A 19,540-nucleotide genomic window follows, 5' to 3' on the forward strand; every position below is an offset into this window, starting at 1 on the left:
TATGTATTTACAACCACTGGTGGATTATTTTAACGATCGCTTTGAAGCCGAACACCATTCCAATATCCGGCCATTCATTATAGAAAACGGTCTTGTAAGCGGTATTTTTGGACCCATTCAGATCAGCAGCGTTTTCGAATCTGTTCGGCAGACACACGATAACGAAAAACTTGTCGGCCATATCGCGCAGATATCGGTCACACCGTATACTCACAATCAACCCAGCGAACAGCTTGTAGAAGCCGGAAACCTGCTCACCAAAGTTATTGCGCAACCCGTAGACTTTCAATCCATTATCAATCTGGATCGTCTGTGCCGTACGGTGCATATGTTGAACTATCTCAACTACTCTCAAAATGGTGGCATGCTTTTTCTGGATGTTGATCCAAGGCATATCCTGGGTGTTCAACAGGGTCATGGCGCATACTTTGAGGAAAGTATAATCAAATGCGGATTGGCAACTCAGAATGTGGTCATTTCAATGGCAATCAATAGTTTTTATGCTTTACATCATACTCAATTGCTGGATGGGTTAAACAATTATCGTCGGCGCAGCTATAAGATCGCGCTAAATATCGGCTCGCTATACGCTGCTGACGGGATTCGGGAAATAATCACAAAATTATCAGCCGATTATTTGCGCGTTAACGCGCCTAATACAGAAACAGACCAGAATTCAGGCGTGATTTGGTCAGAAACTCTTAACCCATTGACAGAACTACAAAACCCGCATGGAGGAAAAACCATTCTACAACAGGTTAAAAATGAGAAACAGGCTGATATTGCTGCTTCTGTGAAATTTGACCTGGTACAAGGTGACCATTACGACAAACTGATTACTGATCATCTAAGATGCTTATGATGAAGTCTATAGGGCGCCTCTAAAATTCAGATTGTTAAATAAGATGAGGCGAAAACAAAAAATGTTGACGCAGCATGTTATTGATTTGAAAGGAAATATTTTTTGAGAACAACAATGTATCGTGGCGAAATATGGATTTTTAGAAGTGTCCTATAATCAATGCGACAATGGATTCGAATAAGCAAATGCAGTATTAGATAACTGAGGAAAGGCAATGAATTTTCAGCAATTGCGCATTATCAATGAAACCGTAAAGCGGAATTATAATTTGACCGAGGTTGCCAATGCCTTATTCACATCGCAATCCGGCGTCAGCAAGCATATCAAGGATCTGGAGGACGAGCTGAATATTGAATTATTCATTCGTAAGGGTAAACGATTTATCGGCTTGACCGAACCCGGAAAAGAGTTAGTCAAAATTGTCGAGCGCATTTTATTTGACACAAAAAATATCAAACGCTTAGCCGAGCAGTTTAGTAATCATGATCAAGGACAGTTGACCCTGGCGACAACGCATACGCAAGCGCAGTACACGCTACCGCCTGTAGTGGCAGAGTTTAAAAAGATATTTCCAAAAGTTCAACTGGTACTGCATGAATCCCGACCGGATGAAATTTTATCCATGCTGATCGATGGCGAGGCTGATATCGGTATTGCGACTGAAGCGCTGGAAGGCGCGGTTGATCTGGTGTCTTTTCCCTATTATACCTGGCAACATGCGGTTATCGTTCCTGTGGGACACCCCCTGCAGTCTATCCATCCCCTTACACTCGAAGCCATTGCAGAGTTTCCGATCATTACTTATCACCATGGAATGACAGGCCGGTTTCGAATCGATCAAGTTTTCGCCAAAGCGGGGCTGATTCCGGATATTGCCATGTCTGCGCTGGATGCGGATGTAATCAAAACTTATGTAAGGTTGGGATTAGGTATTGGAATCATTGCTTCCGTCGCTTTTTCACCCGAACGGGATACAACACTCATCAAACTGGATAGCGAATACCTGTTCGAAAAAAATACAACCTTTATTTCAGTTCGGCGTAATCATTTTCTGCGGGGTTATGCTTACCGGTTTATTGAGTTATGCATGCCTACTTTAAATGAGTCGGTAATTCGCTCCGACGTCAATCCGCTTATTGATGTGGAATAAAATATTCACATGCTCTGCGGCACAGTAACTTGCAGAACATTACTGAAATACATCCTCCCGGGATAAGTTTTTACGATCTGCCTATCAGATAGTAAACAATTGTAATGAGCTGCTGTTTTAATTGATACAATCAATCAATTTTAAGTTCGGCAGATTTTCAGGCTCCTGCGATACAGGATAAGGGGATTTGTATGTCCGGTGTAATCGATCTATTTAGTTACAGTATTGCTGCGATGCTGGGTGTTGCCTTCATCGTTATTGTCGTCACCTGGTTTATTCAGGATATCACGCAGAAAAAACATTCTGTACTGCGCAATTATCCTGTTATCGGCCGATTGCGGTATATTTTCGAACGGCAAGGCAAATACTTTCGACAGTATTTTTTTACCAATGATCGTGATGAGATGCCGTTTAATCGCGCAACGCGTGGTTGGATTTACAAAAACGCCAAAAACAAGGGTAGCCTGGTGGGTTTCGGTTCCACTAATGATTTGCGTCAACCGGGCTCGGTTATTTTTGTCAATGCCGCCTTCCCAATTCAGGAAGAAGATCAATTACCAACCCCTTCGCTGCAGATTGGTAAAGGATACTGCGAACACCCGTTTGAAGCCAAATCAATTATCAATATTAGCGGGATGAGCTACGGCGCTATCTCCAAGCCTGCAGTACGCGCATTATCTCTTGGTGCCGCACAAGCTAATTGCTGGTTGAATACAGGCGAAGGTGGATTATCTCCCTATCACCTCGAAGGTGGTTGTGATTTGATCATGCAAATCGGCACCGCCAAGTATGGCATTCGGGATGAACATGGCAATTTCTCACCGCAACGCGCAAAAGAATTGAGTAAGGTGGTCAAAGCTTTTGAGATCAAGCTATCCCAGGGCGCCAAACCCGGTAAAGGCGGATTGCTACCGGCTAACAAAGTACATAGCGAGATTGCCGCAATCCGTGGCATTCCGGAAAATCAGAACTCGATCAGTCCGAATCGCCATAAAGATATTAACAATATTGATGAGCTGCTCGACAAAATCCATTTTATCCGCGAACTGACGGGGCGGCCCGTCGGCATTAAAACAGCCATTGGCGGATGGAATTTCATCAATGAAGTATGCGACCACATCAACCGGCGCGGATTGGAATACGCGCCGGATTTTCTTACCATTGACGGTGGCGAGGGCGGAAGCGGCGCATCTCCTCAAACACTGATGGATCACGTCAGCCTGCCAATCTCGGAAGCCTTGCCGCGCGTAGTGGATGCCTTGTTGCAATCCGGCTTGAAAAATCGAATTTATGTTGTGGCCGCGGGAAAATTGGTAACTTCTGCGGAGGGTGCGTGGGCACTCTGTGCTGGCGCAGATTTTGTCAATACTGCACGCGGTTTCATGTTTTCATTAGGTTGCATTCAGGCAATGCGCTGCCATCTCAATACATGCCCTACCGGCATCACAACGCATGATGAGCGTTTGCAGAATGGACTGGTGGTGGAAGAAAAATATCTGCGGGTTGCGAATTATGCCAGGAATGTCAATAAAGAAATCAGCATGATCGCCCATTCATGTGGCCTACACCACGCCCGGCAGTTTAAGCGCGAGCATGCACGTATTGTTGAGACCGCCGGGAAAAGCGTGGCTTTAAACATTCTTTACCCCTATCCAGAGGCGCCCAGAAAAATAAATTTGGATTAATCAATCCAAGGGTCACTTCGTGTTGGCAAGTATTTCCATCATTTTCTCGAATTCCAGCGACAAATGGGAAAATCCATAATGTTGCATCATCCTAAGAATTGAGGGAGAAAAACCTCTTAGATATATATTTCAACAAAGTATTCCATTGTCGATAATGCATGAACTAGAAATATCTTAATTGCATATAGCCAAAGACAAATAATGCTTCGTTCCGTGATCAATCAATATAACAGAAAGATAATATTAATCAGCAGCCTGACTCTGATTATGCTTATTCTGTTCACAAGTCTCTCGGTATATAGCGTGATGCAGAGACAGATCGAAGCAATCGCTACCTCAAGTCTCGAAGTTGCACTGGAAAACACGGTCAAACATATTCAAAAACAGATCACGCATTCCGTAACGAATACCCAAGCAATATCAACGCGCACCTTTCTCGCGCAAAGCCTGGAAAAGTTTTATTCGGATCGCTCGCAGAAGGAAGGTATTGAAGAAATTGCGCAATCAATAGAAAAAATACTGTCTACTTATTTTTCAGGTGTTGAGATTTATGGTACGGATGACAATCTGATTTTAAGTGCAGGTAACCTCTCCAAATACAGGCAACTTGCTATTGAGTTGAATACTGGGCCGAATATCAACACAATCTTATTTTGGAATAATGACTTCATCATCCGAAATTCAATCCGGCTTGTAAATGAATACGGTAAACCTATTGGCCGTGTCATCACAGAAGAACACATGCCCAATCTCACAAGGATTTTTACAGAGGCGGCTCTCATCGGCAATACCAGCGATTTCCAGCTTTGCGCACCCGTCAAAGGCGATAACCTTGAGATGGATTGCTTTCTGCGTAACTTTGACGATAATCAACTGAAGCGTATGCAGCGCACCATGAACAATCAACCACTTCCGGTGCATTTTGCATTAGAAGGCCAGACTGGAGTTAAATTTACCAAGGATTATCGGCAAATCCAGGTTGTTGCCGCACATTCCCCTGTAGCTTATGATCTTGGAGCGGTTCTTAAAATAAACAAGGATGAGTTAAATAATTATTCAACCGATCAGATCAAAGCAATCATATTCTATCTGGTCTTGATCCTTTTCTTTGGCATTGCAATTATAAGCTGGTTTACACTACCACTGATCCAGAAATTAATTAACCAGAAAGAATCTTATCTGAATGAGCGCTTAAAAGAGAATATCTGCTTACAGAAAATCAGAAGCTATCTGGCGCTGGATCAGAGCATCGAAGATACGTGCAAAAATATTTTAAAATCTTTGCTACCCGTTTTTGAATTTCAAGAAATGGCTGTCGCCGTGATTAAGCTTGAAGATAAACGATACTTCACTCCCAAGTATCAAGAAAACTTATCCAATTGTATAAGTTCAGCCATTATTTCCAATAGACAACAATGCGGTTTGCTACAAGTGGCTTATATTCGTAACTTCCCATCGACATTAATCTATCAGCAAAATCTTATTGATACCATTGCGCACGACCTGGGTCGATGGTATGAGGGAAAAGAAGCGGAGAAACGCATTATTGAAATGGCCACGCACGATGCATTAACAGGCTTACCCAATCGATACTTACTGCGTGATCGTATCGAGCAAGTATTGGTTCATGATACGCGCCTGCAACGACAAATGGCCGTACTGTTTATTGATCTGGATCATTTTAAAACCATCAATGATTCACTCGGCCATGAAATTGGTGATTCGCTGTTAAAAGCCGTGGCGGATAGACTAAAATCTTGTGTTCGCAACGAAGATACGGTTGCCCGTCAGGGAGGCGATGAGTTCATTGTGGTGCTCAATTCTATCGCCGAATCACTCGATGCCGCAAAAGTGGCGCAAAAAATTCTGGATTCACTCGCGCAACCTTTTCATATTCATAATAATGAGCTACATATAGACGGCAGCATCGGGATCGCGGTGTTTCCTGATGATGGTGTTAATGCGGAAGCACTGCTTAAAAACAGCGATGTTGCCATGTACCATGCCAAGAAAAACGGACGCAATAATTATCAATTCTTCACCGATGAACTGAATAAATCCGCATACGAAAGGCATATTCTCAGCCTTGATTTACGTTATGCATTGGATCGGAATGAATTGCTCTTGTATTATCAGCCTGTCATGGATATGCCCAGTCATAATTTATATGGCGTGGAAGCACTATTGCGCTGGCAGCACCCTGAGCAGAAACTGATTACTCCCGATAAGTTCATTAACCTGGCAGAAGAGACAGGGTTGATTATTCCCATCGGTGAATGGGTTATAAGAACGGTCTGCATGCAAATAAAAGCTTGGCAAGATCAAGGTTTCTATGTGCCCAGGGTCGCCATTAACCTATCTGCGCGGCAATTTCGCGACAAGGACTTGATCAAGAATATCTCACGCATATTGAGTGAAACTGGCGTTAAAGCCAAACATATCGCTTTGGAAATAACCGAAAGCATGCTGATCGACAATATCGAAAAAGTGGTGGAAACGCTTAATCGCCTCGATGCAATGGGTTTACACATCTCGATTGATGATTTCGGAACAGGCTACTCGAGCCTCAGTTATCTAAAGCAATTCCCCATTCACACCCTTAAGATAGATCGCTCCTTCGTGCGTGACCTCGTAACCGACAAAAATGACCGCACCATTGTAGCCGCAATAATTGCAATGGCGCACAGCCTGGAAATGGAAGTCATTGCGGAAGGCATAGAAATAGAAGAGCAATTAAATTTTCTGGTAACGCAAAAATGCAATCACTATCAAGGCTATTACTTCAGCAAACCGGTTACTGTTTCTGAAATTGAGCTGATGCTAATGAATTCGGTAACTCAATCGAACAAGATTCGCGCTATCGGCTCGGCAAAATAATCTACTCTTGAAAATTCCCACCTCTCCCCCACGTAGGCATTTAATAACCTATGATAGGAGAATTTCATGCGTTTTGACAAACTGACCACCAAATTCCAACAAGCATTTGCTGATGCGCAAAGCATTGCTGTCGGCCAGGACAACCCAACCATAGAACCACAACACTTGTTACTGGCATTATTGCAACAGGAGGATGGCAGCACGTTGTCTCTATTGCAACGCTCTGGCGTTAATACCGTTCCCTTGCTGGAAAGTATCAAGCAAAGTATTCACCGCTTGCCGAAGGTTGAGAATTCGGGTGGTGAGGTGACGATTTCCCGTGGCTTGAATAATCTGCTCAACGTAGCTGATAAAGAAGCGCAAAAACGCAATGATCAGTTTATTGCCTCTGAAATGTTTCTTTTGGCCATCTTGCAAGATAAAGGCGAAATGGGCGCATTGTTAAAACAGTATGGCGCCAACACCGCAGCTTTGGAAAAAGCGATTAATGCGATACGGGGGGGCGAGCAGGTTGGTAGCGCTGAAGCTGAAGGTAGCCGTGAAGCATTGAAAAAATACACCTTGGATCTTACTGAACGTGCGCGCCAGGGCAAACTGGATCCGGTTATAGGGCGTGATGATGAGATCCGCCGGGCAATCCAGGTGTTGCAGCGACGTACCAAAAATAACCCCGTTCTGATTGGCGAACCGGGCGTGGGTAAAACCGCGATTGTTGAAGGTTTGGCACAACGCATCATCAATGGAGAAGTGCCCGAAAGTTTGAAAGACAAACGTGTTCTGGCTCTGGATATGGCAGCGTTACTGGCAGGCGCAAAATACCGCGGTGAATTTGAAGAACGCCTCAAATCCGTACTGAAAGAATTGGCACAAGACGAAGGAAAAACCATTGTATTCATTGATGAACTGCATACCATGGTAGGTGCCGGCAAGGCGGAAGGCGCAATGGATGCGGGCAATATGTTGAAGCCAGCCTTAGCACGCGGAGAATTACATTGCGTTGGCGCAACAACACTCGATGAATATCGTAAGTACATTGAGAAAGATGCTGCGCTGGAACGGCGCTTTCAGAAAGTCCTCGTAGAAGAACCCACTGTGGAAGCCACCATTGCAATATTGCGCGGCTTACAGGAAAAATATGAAGTACATCATGGTGTAGACATTACCGATCCCGCCATTGTCGCTGCTGCGGAATTATCCAATCGGTACATTACCGACCGTTTCCTGCCTGACAAAGCCATTGATCTGATAGATGAAGCTGCGGCAAGAATTCGCATGGAAATTGATTCTAAACCGGAGATATTGGATAAACTGGATCGGCGCTTGATACAGCTTAAAATTGAACGTGAAGCGATTAAAAAGGAAAAAGATGAAGCATCACAAAAACGTCTTCAATTATTGGAAGAGGAAATCAAGCAGAAAGAACGCGAATATGACGATTTAGCCGAGATCTGGAAAGCTGAGAAATTTCAGGTACACGGTTCCCAGCAAATCAAGGAAGCAATGGAGAAACTCAAGCTGGAAATAGAAGCAGCAACTCGTAAAGGAGATTGGCAAAAAGTTTCAGAATTGCAATATGGTCGTCTACCGCAACTGGAAGCACAATTGCAGCAGACGGCAGGAAATGAATCAAATTCTGCGCCCGCACCTAAACTGCTACGGACTCAAGTAGGTACTGAAGAAATTGCAGAAGTTGTATCGCGCGCCACTGGTATTCCTGTATCGAAAATGATGCAAGGTGAACGGGAAAAACTGCTTCTGATGGAACAAAAACTCCATGATCGAGTTGTCGGTCAGGATGAAGCCGTACGCCTGGTTTCGGATGCAATCCGGCGTTCCCGCGCCGGGTTGGCAGATCCCAATCGCCCTTATGGATCGTTCTTGTTTCTGGGTCCAACCGGGGTAGGAAAAACTGAACTATGCAAAGCGCTAGCCGGTTTTCTGTTTGATTCCGAGGACCATCTAATCCGCGTCGACATGTCTGAATTCATGGAAAAACATTCTGTCGCACGACTGATTGGCGCTCCACCGGGCTATGTCGGTTATGAAGAAGGCGGTTACTTAACCGAGCTCGTGCGCAGAAAACCTTATTCGGTTATTCTGCTGGATGAAGTTGAGAAAGCGCATCCGGATGTATTTAATGTTTTGCTGCAAGTTCTGGACGATGGGCGAATGACGGATGGCCAGGGACGCACTGTCGATTTCAAAAATACAGTGATCGTCATGACATCCAATTTGGGGTCTCAGATGATTCAGGAAATGTCAGGAAATGATTACCAAGCCATCAAGCAGGCCGTCATGAATGAAGTGAAGATATACTTCCGTCCCGAGTTTATTAATCGCATCGATGAAGTCGTTGTGTTCCATGCTTTAGGTGAAAAACACATCCACTCGATTGCGCGGATACAGTTGCATTACCTTGAAGCAAGATTAGCCAAACTGGAAATGCATCTGGTAGTCAGTGAAGCAGCACTCACAGCCCTTTCTCAAGCAGGATTCGATCCGGTATTTGGTGCACGTCCTTTAAAACGAGCTATCCAAACACAAATTGAAAATCCTCTGGCCAAAGAAATTCTGGAAGGGAAATTTGTTGCAAAAGATATCATCCAAGTCGACTACAGCAATGGCATGATCAACTTTAGCAAAAAGCAGGAATAATCTTCCCGTATGTCAATGGATCCTATTCGTCATGCATGCGGCAAAGACAAAATATGCTGAAGCCCATAGCGAAACTCAATAATGAATATTAGTTTGAGGTAAAATAAGACTTTTTTTATTGGATAGATCGTCATGTTCAAAGGTAGCTTGGTTGCTATCGTCACTCCCATGGATGAAGAGGGCGGGTTAGATCTGGATCGCTTCCGCTCTCTTTTAGATTTTCATATAAATCAGGGTACTGATGGCGTTGTGGTAGTTGGCACCACAGGTGAATCTCCAACAGTGGATTTTGATGAGCATCATCTGTTAATGCGCATGGCGGTCGATCATGTCGCAGGACGCATACCGGTAATTGCAGGAACCGGTGCAAACTCGACGCGCGAAGCTATTGATCTATCCATTTTTGCCAGGAATTCAGGTGTGGATGCGTGTCTCTCAGTCGCTCCTTATTACAACAAACCCACCCAAGAAGGGTTATACCAGCACTTCAAAACAATTGCTGAAGCTGTTGATATTCCGCATATTCTATATAATGTCCCTGGAAGGACCGTTGCTGATATTCATAACGATACCGCACTTCGTTTGGCACAGGTTCCTAATATTGTCGGTATTAAAGATGCAACAGGCAATATTGGGCGAGGTTGTGATCTCTTGCTGCGTGCGCCTTCCGAATTTTGTATTTACAGTGGAGATGATATTAGCGCATTGGCATTATTACTGTTAGGGGGACATGGTGTTATTTCAGTTACCGCAAATGTGGCCCCCAAAATGATGCATAAAATGTGCATGGCTGCGCTTTCGGGTGAAATAAATACGGCAATATCTTTAAATAATAAACTTCTGCGCTTACATACGGATTTATTTATCGAAGCCAATCCTATTCCCGTGAAATGGGCCGTTACACAAATGGGTTTAATACATTCCGGGATCCGTTTGCCACTAACACCATTATCCGCTCAATACCATGAACTTATACGCGAAGCGATGCAATTAGCGGATATCCACGACTTAAAAAGGTAAAACATCAACCATGAAGTGGCGAAAAATAATCTTGTCGCGCCTGATACTACTGTTTTTGATGGCAAACACAGGTTGCGCTATGTTTCCTGAAACCAAGAATATCGATTATAAGTCCGCCGGCAAGGTACCCGCCCTGGATGTACCTCCTGACTTGGTTCAGCCTGACATTGATGAGCGCTACTCCATTCCGGAGCTGAGTGCACCTGGAAGTACAACGTTTTCCAGTTATAGCAGTGAGCGGGGAGGACAGCAAAATACCGGCTCATCGTCTTTATTGCCGTCATCATCCTTTCAGAATGTGCATATTGAGCGTTCAGGAACACAGCGCTGGTTAGTTATTCCTCAAAAACCTGAAACTGTATGGCCGATAATTAAAGAATTTTGGCAAGAACTTGGTTTTCTGATCAAAACAGAAGTTCCTGAAGCTGGAATTATGGAAACGGATTGGGCTGAGAATCGAGCCAAGATTCCACAAGATATTGTACGCACTTTACTCTCCACCGTTCTCGACAGCATTTATTCCACTGCTGAGCGCGATAAATTTCGTACCCGCCTGGAGCGAAACGAGACAGGGAATACGGAAGTGTATATCAGCCATCGCGGCATGATCGAAGTCATGGAAGGTGGCCCTCTGAATCGCACCATCTGGCAACCGCGCCCAGCAGACCCTGACTTGGAAGCTGAAATGCTCTCGCGTTTAATGATGCGCTTCGGCGTTGAGGAGCAAAAAGCCAAGCTGGAATTAGCCACCGGCAAAAATAATACTTCTGCTGAACGCGCTTATATCGATCAAGAAGGAACAACTCTTGTTATTAACGAAGCATTCGACCGATCCTGGCGACGTGTTGGTTTGGCACTTGATAGGATCGGCTTTACCGTTGAAGATCGCAATCGTGAAGAAGGCATTTATTTTGTACGTTATGTTAATCCCGATATCGATAGTAAGAAGAAAGGCGACGATAAAGGCATTTTGTCAAACATAATGTTCTGGCGCAGTGATGACAAGGAGGCAGCCAAAGCGGCAAAGTTCCGTATTAAGGTTCATAATACTGGAGCCAATACATGCAAAGTAACCTTCTTAAATGATGATGGATCAGCGGTAAGCTCTGCCACATCCAGTCGTATCCTGAAACTATTGCATGAGCAGTTAAAATAAGACACCTTGATCCCCTAAAGGAATATGCTCGCTGAATGCTTCTTTCTGCCAGGATCTGCGTTAATTGCTATACCGGGAATTGTCAAAGAAATACATCCATCGGGATGCTAAAAGCATTCACCCTTCCCGGCATTGAAACCGAAAATACGATTTTAGGTGTATTCTTTCAGGAACGTTTTAATTAGAACTGCCGTCTCCAGTTTTGCTTCATCCAATCCATCGCTGTATCTCGTCAATTAAGCCATTCAAAACCCTTATGTTCAGATTTCCTTCTCACTTAAAATACACACTCTTCAATTTCATTTTACATCTCCCTAACAAATTGATATAAATTGAAAAATTACAATCCACACTGAAATCTATAGAAAAAAGTAAAATTAACTGCTATCTTACGCAAACAAAGAAACTTCTCTATTATTTACAGCAAAACGGAAGGAGCATTTCATGACCCAAGTAATCTCAATTCCAAACATGAGAAACCAGAACCGTCGTCAAGTTATGCCCTTCTTTTGCATCTATCACATGGGAATTAAAACCGGCAGAAGATTAGGCGAACGTAGAATTCCTGAGAAAGGAAAACCGGAATATGTAGATCGCTATGCCGGGCATCTGATGCTTTGTACAGTGGCTATTTTGTTATTGGGTGTATTAGATGCTTTTTTTACACTCAATATTCTAGCCAGAGGTGGAGAAGAACTGAATTGGGTTATGGCACAACTGATTGAAGATAGCGCACAAAAATTTGTCAGTTTTAAGCTGGCACTAACATCGATGGCGCTGATATTGCTTATCATTCACCATAATGTACGGTTAACCGAAAAAATACGCGTGTGGCACATCAAATATTTGATTCTTTCCGGTTATACTGTATTGATTGGTTATGAGTTGTACTTATTGAATCTTGCGGGCTTTTACTGATTCATATCAATTAAATTAATTCCGGTACGATGTGAAGTAACTAGCGACTTTCCTCAAGTCATCAAATGCTAATGTACCGGCAGCTAGCTGCAATCGAAGATAAGCCAGCATGTAGTTATATCGTGCCTGAGCAAGATCACGCCGGGATGTGTGTAATTGCTGTTGAGCGTCCAAAAGATTTAAATTAATACGAACACCGCCACGAATACTTTTCTGCGTGGCTTCCACAAGCAACTCTGCTGATTTTACTGCCAGTTCCAAGGATTCAATCCTTTTGACGCTACTGATTAACAGATTATATTGCTTACGTAACTCAACCAAAACTTTATCAGTCGCTGCGTCTAGCTCAGCCTCAGCGCGCGCGTGGTTTGCAACTGCTTGTGTAGTTAGAGCATTTACGCGCCCTCCTGAATATATGGGCATATTAACTTCAATTCCAATTGTTCCGAATTCTGCATCCAGGCCTTGCGTAACAAAAGACCCCCTTTTATTCTTTTGTAAACTGGCAACCAAATCAACTCGAGGTAAATGACCGGCGTGATTTTTCTTGATTTCTTCCTTCCCGGAAACCACATTATGACGTTGCGTAACCAATTCAGCGTTCTGCTCAAGCGCCAAAGCCTGCCACGTGTCATAGCCATCCGGAAGCTGTATTGTATGAGAACTGAAAGTATCATCTAAACGGACCAGTTGTGTTATTTTCTGCCCTATCAATGCTTCCAGCTTAAGTTGTGCAATTTCCAACTCATCTTTTGCTTCAATTATTTTCGCTTGTGCTAATGCGTGCTTAGATTGTGTTTCCAAAACATCGGTAGTCGTTCCTTCTCCTTTTTGCAACATGCGTTCATTGACACGTTTCAGTTCTTCAAGGGCTGCAAGCTCTGTTTCGGCAATTCTTACACGATCTTGTGCTAGCAAAGTTTCGACATAAGCTTCTACAACTCGAACGAGAAGCTGCTGACCATGCCCAAGAAATTTTGCACGGCTAGAATCAGCTCTGGCTTTTCCTTGCTGATATCCAGCTATTGCTTCAAGATTGAATAAGGGTTGGCGCAAAGTTAACGTACTCACTTGCCCATCAAAATTCAGCGGTTGAGTACCATTACCGGTATCCAATGTACCTGAATTCTTGTTTTGGGCATGCGTTACAGTCAAGCTAGGCAAAAGACTGGCACGCCCTATGATTTCTGCCTGCTGTCCCGCTTCATTTTCGTGCAACGCGGAACGATAGATGGGGTCGTGCTGCAATGCTGCTTCATAAGCATCCAGGAGATTCATAGCACGAGCGAAATTAGTTACATCAATGAAAAGTAAAAAAACGATTATTACGGCCTTGGAATAAAAAGTAATCATCGCACAACTACTCTTCGCTTAGAGATGAATGCACACGATCAAGAATGGGTTTAAATAAATAATTCATAAGCGAACGCTCGCCTGTCTTAATGAATATTTCTACCGGCATGCCCGCTCGTATTTGTTCATCGGTCAATTGTCTCATACCTTCTGGCGTTACCTTAGCTTTAATACTGTAAAATGGAAATCCGCTTTGCTCATCAACAAGGCGGTCTGCTGATACCTGGGTAACGATACCAGGAATATTGGGGGTTTTCTTTTGATTCAGCGCAGAAAAAATCAGATCCACTGGAAGGTCAACATGAATTTTGTCAATTAAATGCACAGGTACCTGGCCTGTAATGATCAGCATATCATCGCTTGGAACGATATCCATCAATTTGAATCCTGGACTGATTACCCCTCCTTTTGTAAACACATTCATACCGACAACAATACCGTCTACGGGAGCTTTAACTTCTACGTTTGCCAGTTCAAAATCCTGTCCGATTAAGCGGCTGCTTAAAACCTCAGCTTCGCGCTGCACATCGGATAGCGCCTGCCGAACTTCTTTCTGATATTCCTGCAACCGGTGAATACGGCGTTGTTCAAATTCTGTAATCTGGCGTTGCGTACGTCCAATATTCCCAATATCGGAAGAAATTTCTCCTGTAAGTTGCGTATAGCTTCGCTCAAGTTCCAAAACGCGATTGTGGGGAACAAAGCCATCCATTGCTAGATCACGTAAACTGAAGAGTTGTTCTTCAAGGAACTTGAGTTGCTGGTTTTTACTGCCTCTTGATGCTTCCAATCCCCGCAACTGTAATTTCAACCCGGCAGTACTTTCATCAATTGCAGCAATCTCATGCTGTAAAGCAAGTTTACGCGATGAGAATAGCTGATTCTGAATGCTGATATTATTTGTAATACGCGAATCATTCTGCGCTGCAAGCAATTCTTTTGGAAAGGTGATTTCACTCGCTCCGTCACGTTCGGCCAATAACCTGGCTTCAATCGCACGCGCCGCATAAAGTTGACTGCGGGTTATTTCGGCTTGAGCTTTGATTTGAACGTCATTCATGTGTACCAGGATCTGTCCCTGCTTTACATGATCACCTTCCTTGATCAGAATATCATCAATGATACCCCCAGTCTGATGCTGCACTGCCTGAAGATGACTCGCTACAGTTACTGTCCCCATAACGGGCACTCCTTTATCCAAAGGAGCGATAGATGACCACAGAATGAATCCGCAAAACCCTGCCAAAACAATCCACCAGCCAAGTTTGGTATAAGTTGTTTCATCTGTTTTGACTTGGGTAGACAGATCAACCATTGGAACACTCTCAATAATTGATTCTTTTTCTTCAGCAACAAGCTTCATCATTATTCCTATTCGTTGATCGAAATATTGTTCTCAATATGTGATAGAACGGAGCGACACCTTTCATTTAGCTAGTTTTCGTATCAGCTACATCAGCAGTCTGAGAGCCTTGGTTGGCAGTCTGATTTTCAGCTCTCTTTTGCGCCAGTAATGCCTGTTGAGTTTGCTGTTGTTTTGTCAAGGCCTCGATCACTTCCTTGGTTGGACCAAACATTTTCACCATGCCATCTTGCAATAGTAATAGCTTGCTGGTCGCACCAAGAATACTGGTTCGGTGTGTAATCAAGACAATGGTTTTTCCACGTTTACGCAAATCAATAATGGCAGCCAGAAGCGCTTGTTCACCTACGTCATCCAGATTTGAATTTGGCTCATCCAGAACGATCAATGATGGATCATCATACATTGCACGCGCTAAACCAATGCGTTGTTTTTGTCCGCCGGAAAGTCCCGCGCCACCACCACCCAGCACTGTATCGTAACCTTCAGGCATATTCAGAATCATCTCATGAACGCCTGCTCGTTTAGAGGCGAGAATAACCTTCTCGGCGTGAATTTCTCCAAAACGCGCAATATTTTCTGAGACCGTGCCTGCAAATAGCTCAATATCTTGAGGTAAATACCCGATGTGCGGGCCCAATTCATCTTTATTCCAAAGATAAACATCCGCGCCATCCAATCTTACTTTTCCCGCAGCAGCTGGCCATATGCCGACCAATAATCGGGCCAGCGTGGATTTCCCAGATCCACTGGGGCCGATAATTCCGAGAACCTCGCCGGCACTCAGAGAGAATGAAAGCCCTTTAATAACAGGAACCTTTCCACCAGGCGGAGCTGCAGTAACACTTTCTACGCTAATGATACCTACTGGCTTCGGCAATGCCATCCCCGCTTCACGCGCCGGATTATGTTCAAGTAATTGAGTAAGGCGCTCATAAGCGCTGCGCGTACTTCCTATTTGCTTCCACACGCTGATTAATAACTGAACCGGTGCGATGGCTCGACCCAATAGTATCGAACCTGCGATCATCATTCCGGGAGTAATACTATTCTCCAAAACCAATAACGCACCTAATCCCAACATGAGTGACTGCAATGCTACAGTGAAAGATTTAGACAATGCAGTCATAACACCTGCCTTTTCACTGGCTTCGGCCTGTAAATTAAGAAAACGACTGTGTAATTTATACCAACGGGATTGTATATTGGGCAGCATGCCCATAGCCTCGATTACTTCGGCATTACGTAAATTATTTGATGCCACATTGGTAGACGCTACAGCCATTGAATTGGCCTCGGCCAAAGGCTTGTGTGATATTTTTTCATTAATGTAGGCAAGTGCGATTAATATAGCCGTACCGCATAATGCAAAAATCCCCAAGCCGGGATGGAACATAAATATCACGAACAAATAAATTGGAAACCACGGCGCATCAAAAAAAGCGAATAAGGCATTACCCGTTAGAAATTGCCGTAAATTCGTTAAATCTTTCAAAGCTTGCCCAGCATTGCCATCACCCTGCTTCAAGCTTTCTTCAAAAGCGGCGGTATAGACACGTTTATTCAACTTCATATCGAGCTGCGCACCGACCCGGATTAATACAAAACTGCGTATATATTCTAATGCGCCCATAAAAATATAAGCACCTAGCATAATCAACGTTAGCATCAACAAAGTTGTTTCGTTGCGGCTGGTAAGAACACTGTCATAAAGCTGCAGCATGTAAATGGCCGGCATAAGCATGAGCATATTAATGACCGCACTGAAAACCCCAATGTTTCTAAAAGCTTTCTTAAAGCTCACCAGTACTTGTGCAACCTCATTTTGAGGAGCTCGAAATTTGAATTTCATCTATATAACGCCATGATTTAGTGTTACCCGATTACAAATATGCAATTTATTGAATTAATTATAATTGTTGATGATCATTCTTGACCAGGCAAATCTTTTGCAGTCAACTCAAATGCTCTAGGAAAAAAATTCAGATCCCGTTGTAAGTCCGAGCAATCAAAATTTAGATTCTGATTCATTCGTTCGGCCATCGCTAACGTCCAATGACGATAACGGGGTAGCCATCGAATCCCCCATGTAGCGCTCTGAAAAAGCCACAGCGGTATTGTCACTATACGCTGCGGTTGATGCAATGCCGCAAAAATACGATTGACCAGTGCACGGTACGTTAAGGCCTCTCCTCCCCCTAAATTATAAGAGCGATTCGCTAAGCTTAAAGTGGTAAGTACCTTAAAACATACGGTCGCAACATCTTCTGCATGAATTGGTTGCCGTAAGCCCTGAGCTGATCCTAATAGAGGAAAAAATCCAAACCGACGAATAAAATGCATTATTTCAGAAATATTTTTATCTTGCCCATACCCATAAATCATTGTTGGCCGTAGAAATATCCATTCTATATTATGCGCAGTCATCCATGCTTGCACCCTCTCTTCGCTTTTGATCAGCCGCATTGCGATTTCTCGCTCCCTGGAATCCGTAGATGAGTTTTTAGTGAAACGACTGGTGGAAGATAATACAACAATCCGACGAGCACCATAGGCTAATAAGAGATCAAAATGCTCTGGTAATATCCAGATGGGAGCAACGCATAGCCAAAGAGGAATGGTTTTGTTTTCTGTGAGATCACTGGAATAATCATTCCTATCAAGCTGCCGCCAAGTGATTTGTGGATGATTTTCTGTGAATAAACGACGTGAGAAAGCGGTAATACGATAATCGTTATGTAATAATTGGCGTAATAAACATTGGCCAACCAAGCTGGTTGCACCCAGCAGTCCGACACGCTGTTGATTCATATTTTTACTTTCAATAATCTGTAACAGTATTGCGCAGAAAGAAACATCACGGCAACTCCAAAGCGAAGCCATACTGCCAAAGAAACTAATCCCATCAGCATCTTCGGGTATTGCCGCTGAAAAAATTTCCGATAAAAACGTAACATTCCTTTATGCTTATGCCATGTAACAAAGAAAGGCCGGGAGTGGCTGCAGGCTCCTTGAAAATGGACAACCGGAGCATCCGGTACGAAAACAATTTTCCATTTCTTTTGCTTGAACCGCATACAAAGATCTAAATCCTCGCAGTGTAAAAAATAATTTTCATCCCACAGACCCACCTCATCGATAGCTGCACGCTTTACCAGCATCAATGCACCAGAAATTGCTTCGACTTCAATGGGCGCATGGGGCAATGGTTTGTTATTAAGGTGAAAATCAAAAAACAAATGGGGCCAGAATTTCTCCAGGCGATACAATCCAAAAGCACGTACAAAAGCACGCCAAGGAGTAGGTATGGCTCTCCGCCCCCCACCTTGTTCGGAGCCATCAGGATTAACCAGAAAACCACCGACCATACCAATATGAGTATCTGATTCTATTACCTGAACCATGCGCTGCATCGAATTTTCCAGCAAGATACAATCAGGATTCAGGAAAAGAATAAGTGATTGAGTAGACAATTTAAGGCCTGCATTGCAACCCGCCGCGAATCCTACATTATCATGCAGACGGACAATGTGCAGTTTTTCTGATGAAAGCTTATTTTCCAATTCTGTCAAGCTCGTATCAGAAGAGGCATTATCAACCACAACAACTTGCTGAACCTGTTGCAATACTGCATGAACACAACTTGCCAGAAGCGAACCGCTATTATAGTTGACGATGACTGCTGTTACCGGTTTGCTGCAGATGAAATTCAATTAACTTTAACTCCCGTTGCTCTAAGTCCTATAATTAAGAAACGCCCTAGGATTCTTGACCGGGCAATTGACTTGAAAGCATTTTTCACTATACGAATATGCGGAGACTTCATATCATTTTACCGCCTTCAGCTAGCCACCGACAGTATATTGTTCTTACTTCATGAGCAAGATAAATAAACCGCGACTCTGTATTCCCGGATCAATACGCCTGTACTCGTAACACCTCATGCACTCTAGCGCACATTTTGCCCTGGCATCCCTTTATATGGAAGCAATAATACCCGTGCCCCGGCTCGGTAATTCCGTTTTCTGGGATCCTAAATACGCTGCGGTAAATGAGCGCGTTTCTTGAAGAAATGAAGACTGCTTTATCGAATTCATTATAGGAGATTGTTGATGCAAATCTTTAGCAAAAGATCAATAAAATCTGACACCAGGCTAGGCAGGCTTAATAACCTGCGTTCCAAACATAATGAAAATTACCCCAGTCAAACAAATGCCTACCCCAATCCAATCAGTGATGGCTGGACGAACTGCATCTATCCCCCACAACCACATCAGCGCCACACAAATATAGACACCGCCATATGCAGCATAAACACGTCCTGCAGCTTGAGGATGAAGTGTGAGCAACCAAACAAACAATGCTAAGCTGATAACTGCGGGAAAAAGCAACCAAAGAGGCTTACCTTCCTTCAAGCAGAGATAGGGTAAATAACAACCGATTATCTCCGCCAAAGCGGTCACAATAAATAAGCTCATTGTTTTTATGATTTCCATTACTG

14 protein-coding genes are annotated in these 19,540 nt (G+C 43.6%); 8 read left to right on the forward strand and 6 right to left on the reverse strand.

What is annotated here, in order from left to right; translation table 11 throughout:
- Nucleotide 1 precedes the first annotated feature (1 nt).
- The 8 genes from C4S39_RS11220 to C4S39_RS11255 all read left to right on the forward strand — a co-directional run bounded on the left by C4S39_RS11220 (nucleotide 2) and on the right by C4S39_RS11255 (nucleotide 12,323).
- Nucleotides 2-862, forward strand: coding sequence for a hypothetical protein (locus C4S39_RS11220; protein WP_103967085.1), 861 nt, complete (start codon nucleotides 2-4; stop codon nucleotides 860-862).
- 214 nt (nucleotides 863-1,076) lie between these two features.
- Nucleotides 1,077-2,012 (forward strand): CysB family HTH-type transcriptional regulator, encoded by a 936-nt coding sequence (locus C4S39_RS11225; protein ID WP_103967086.1) that lies wholly within the window; start codon nucleotides 1,077-1,079, stop codon nucleotides 2,010-2,012.
- Between the two features lie 191 nt (nucleotides 2,013-2,203).
- On the forward strand, nucleotides 2,204-3,697 hold the full coding sequence (locus tag C4S39_RS11230; protein WP_103967087.1) for an FMN-binding glutamate synthase family protein: 1,494 nt from the start codon (nucleotides 2,204-2,206) through the stop codon (nucleotides 3,695-3,697).
- A 267-nt stretch (nucleotides 3,698-3,964) separates the two neighbouring features.
- On the forward strand, nucleotides 3,965-6,574 hold the full coding sequence (locus C4S39_RS11235) for a putative bifunctional diguanylate cyclase/phosphodiesterase (protein ID WP_258039415.1): 2,610 nt from the start codon (nucleotides 3,965-3,967) through the stop codon (nucleotides 6,572-6,574).
- 66 nt (nucleotides 6,575-6,640) lie between these two features.
- Nucleotides 6,641-9,229, forward strand: a complete 2,589-nt coding sequence (gene clpB / locus C4S39_RS11240; RefSeq protein ID WP_103967089.1) for an ATP-dependent chaperone ClpB — start codon at nucleotides 6,641-6,643, stop codon at nucleotides 9,227-9,229.
- Nucleotides 9,230-9,361: 132 nt separating this feature from the next.
- Nucleotides 9,362-10,249: a 4-hydroxy-tetrahydrodipicolinate synthase gene (gene dapA, locus C4S39_RS11245; protein ID WP_103967090.1), complete on the forward strand. Its 888-nt coding sequence runs from the start codon at nucleotides 9,362-9,364 to the stop codon at nucleotides 10,247-10,249.
- A gap of 10 nt (nucleotides 10,250-10,259) precedes the next feature.
- A complete protein-coding gene (bamC, locus tag C4S39_RS11250; RefSeq protein ID WP_103967091.1) occupies nucleotides 10,260-11,405 on the forward strand; it encodes an outer membrane protein assembly factor BamC in 1,146 nt (381 codons plus the stop codon).
- A gap of 444 nt (nucleotides 11,406-11,849) precedes the next feature.
- Nucleotides 11,850-12,323, forward strand: a complete 474-nt coding sequence (locus tag C4S39_RS11255; protein ID WP_103967092.1) for a DUF5658 family protein — start codon at nucleotides 11,850-11,852, stop codon at nucleotides 12,321-12,323.
- Between the two features lie 15 nt (nucleotides 12,324-12,338).
- Here C4S39_RS11255 and C4S39_RS11260 read toward each other — a convergent pair whose 3' ends face one another.
- The 6 genes from C4S39_RS11260 to C4S39_RS11285 form a co-directional block, all read right to left on the reverse strand.
- On the reverse strand, nucleotides 12,339-13,676 hold the full coding sequence (locus C4S39_RS11260) for a TolC family outer membrane protein (protein WP_103967093.1): 1,338 nt from the start codon (nucleotides 13,674-13,676) through the stop codon (nucleotides 12,339-12,341).
- Nucleotides 13,677-13,683: 7 nt separating this feature from the next.
- On the reverse strand, nucleotides 13,684-15,042 hold the full coding sequence (locus C4S39_RS11265) for an HlyD family type I secretion periplasmic adaptor subunit (RefSeq protein WP_258039416.1): 1,359 nt from the start codon (nucleotides 15,040-15,042) through the stop codon (nucleotides 13,684-13,686).
- Nucleotides 15,043-15,106: 64 nt separating this feature from the next.
- A complete protein-coding gene (locus tag C4S39_RS11270) occupies nucleotides 15,107-16,891 on the reverse strand; it encodes a type I secretion system permease/ATPase (protein WP_103967095.1) in 1,785 nt (594 codons plus the stop codon).
- A gap of 74 nt (nucleotides 16,892-16,965) precedes the next feature.
- A complete protein-coding gene (locus C4S39_RS11275; protein WP_103967096.1) occupies nucleotides 16,966-17,850 on the reverse strand; it encodes an NAD-dependent epimerase/dehydratase family protein in 885 nt (294 codons plus the stop codon).
- Nucleotides 17,847-18,752 (reverse strand): glycosyltransferase family 2 protein, encoded by a 906-nt coding sequence (locus C4S39_RS11280; protein WP_103967097.1) that lies wholly within the window; start codon nucleotides 18,750-18,752, stop codon nucleotides 17,847-17,849. Before C4S39_RS11280 ends, C4S39_RS11275 begins: the two co-directional genes overlap by 4 nt.
- Before the next feature lie 441 nt (nucleotides 18,753-19,193).
- Nucleotides 19,194-19,535: a YnfA family protein gene (locus C4S39_RS11285; protein WP_103967098.1), complete on the reverse strand. Its 342-nt coding sequence runs from the start codon at nucleotides 19,533-19,535 to the stop codon at nucleotides 19,194-19,196.
- Nucleotides 19,536-19,540 lie beyond the last annotated feature (5 nt).

Source organism: Nitrosomonas ureae (assembly GCF_900108305.1).
In the GTDB taxonomy this organism is placed as follows: Bacteria; Pseudomonadota; Gammaproteobacteria; order Burkholderiales; family Nitrosomonadaceae; genus Nitrosomonas; species Nitrosomonas ureae_B.

What these genes read in the sequence shown, in the direction of transcription:
- C4S39_RS11230 (WP_103967087.1), top strand. Translation starts at nt 2,204, where the DNA reads ATGTCCGGTGTAATCGATCTATTTAGTTACAGTATTGCTGCGATGCTG.
- C4S39_RS11275 (WP_103967096.1), bottom strand. Translation starts at nt 17,850, where the DNA reads ATGAATCAACAGCGTGTCGGACTGCTGGGTGCAACCAGCTTGGTTGGC.
- C4S39_RS11265 (WP_258039416.1), bottom strand. Translation starts at nt 15,042, where the DNA reads ATGATGAAGCTTGTTGCTGAAGAAAAAGAATCAATTATTGAGAGTGTT.
- C4S39_RS11220 (WP_103967085.1), top strand. Translation starts at nt 2, where the DNA reads ATGTATTTACAACCACTGGTGGATTATTTTAACGATCGCTTTGAAGCC.
- C4S39_RS11285 (WP_103967098.1), bottom strand. Translation starts at nt 19,535, where the DNA reads ATGGAAATCATAAAAACAATGAGCTTATTTATTGTGACCGCTTTGGCG.
- dapA (WP_103967090.1), top strand. Translation starts at nt 9,362, where the DNA reads ATGTTCAAAGGTAGCTTGGTTGCTATCGTCACTCCCATGGATGAAGAG.
- bamC (WP_103967091.1), top strand. Translation starts at nt 10,260, where the DNA reads ATGAAGTGGCGAAAAATAATCTTGTCGCGCCTGATACTACTGTTTTTG.
- C4S39_RS11260 (WP_103967093.1), bottom strand. Translation starts at nt 13,676, where the DNA reads ATGATTACTTTTTATTCCAAGGCCGTAATAATCGTTTTTTTACTTTTC.
- C4S39_RS11235 (WP_258039415.1), top strand. Translation starts at nt 3,965, where the DNA reads ATGCTTATTCTGTTCACAAGTCTCTCGGTATATAGCGTGATGCAGAGA.
- C4S39_RS11270 (WP_103967095.1), bottom strand. Translation starts at nt 16,891, where the DNA reads ATGAAATTCAAATTTCGAGCTCCTCAAAATGAGGTTGCACAAGTACTG.
- C4S39_RS11225 (WP_103967086.1), top strand. Translation starts at nt 1,077, where the DNA reads ATGAATTTTCAGCAATTGCGCATTATCAATGAAACCGTAAAGCGGAAT.
- C4S39_RS11255 (WP_103967092.1), top strand. Translation starts at nt 11,850, where the DNA reads ATGACCCAAGTAATCTCAATTCCAAACATGAGAAACCAGAACCGTCGT.
- clpB (WP_103967089.1), top strand. Translation starts at nt 6,641, where the DNA reads ATGCGTTTTGACAAACTGACCACCAAATTCCAACAAGCATTTGCTGAT.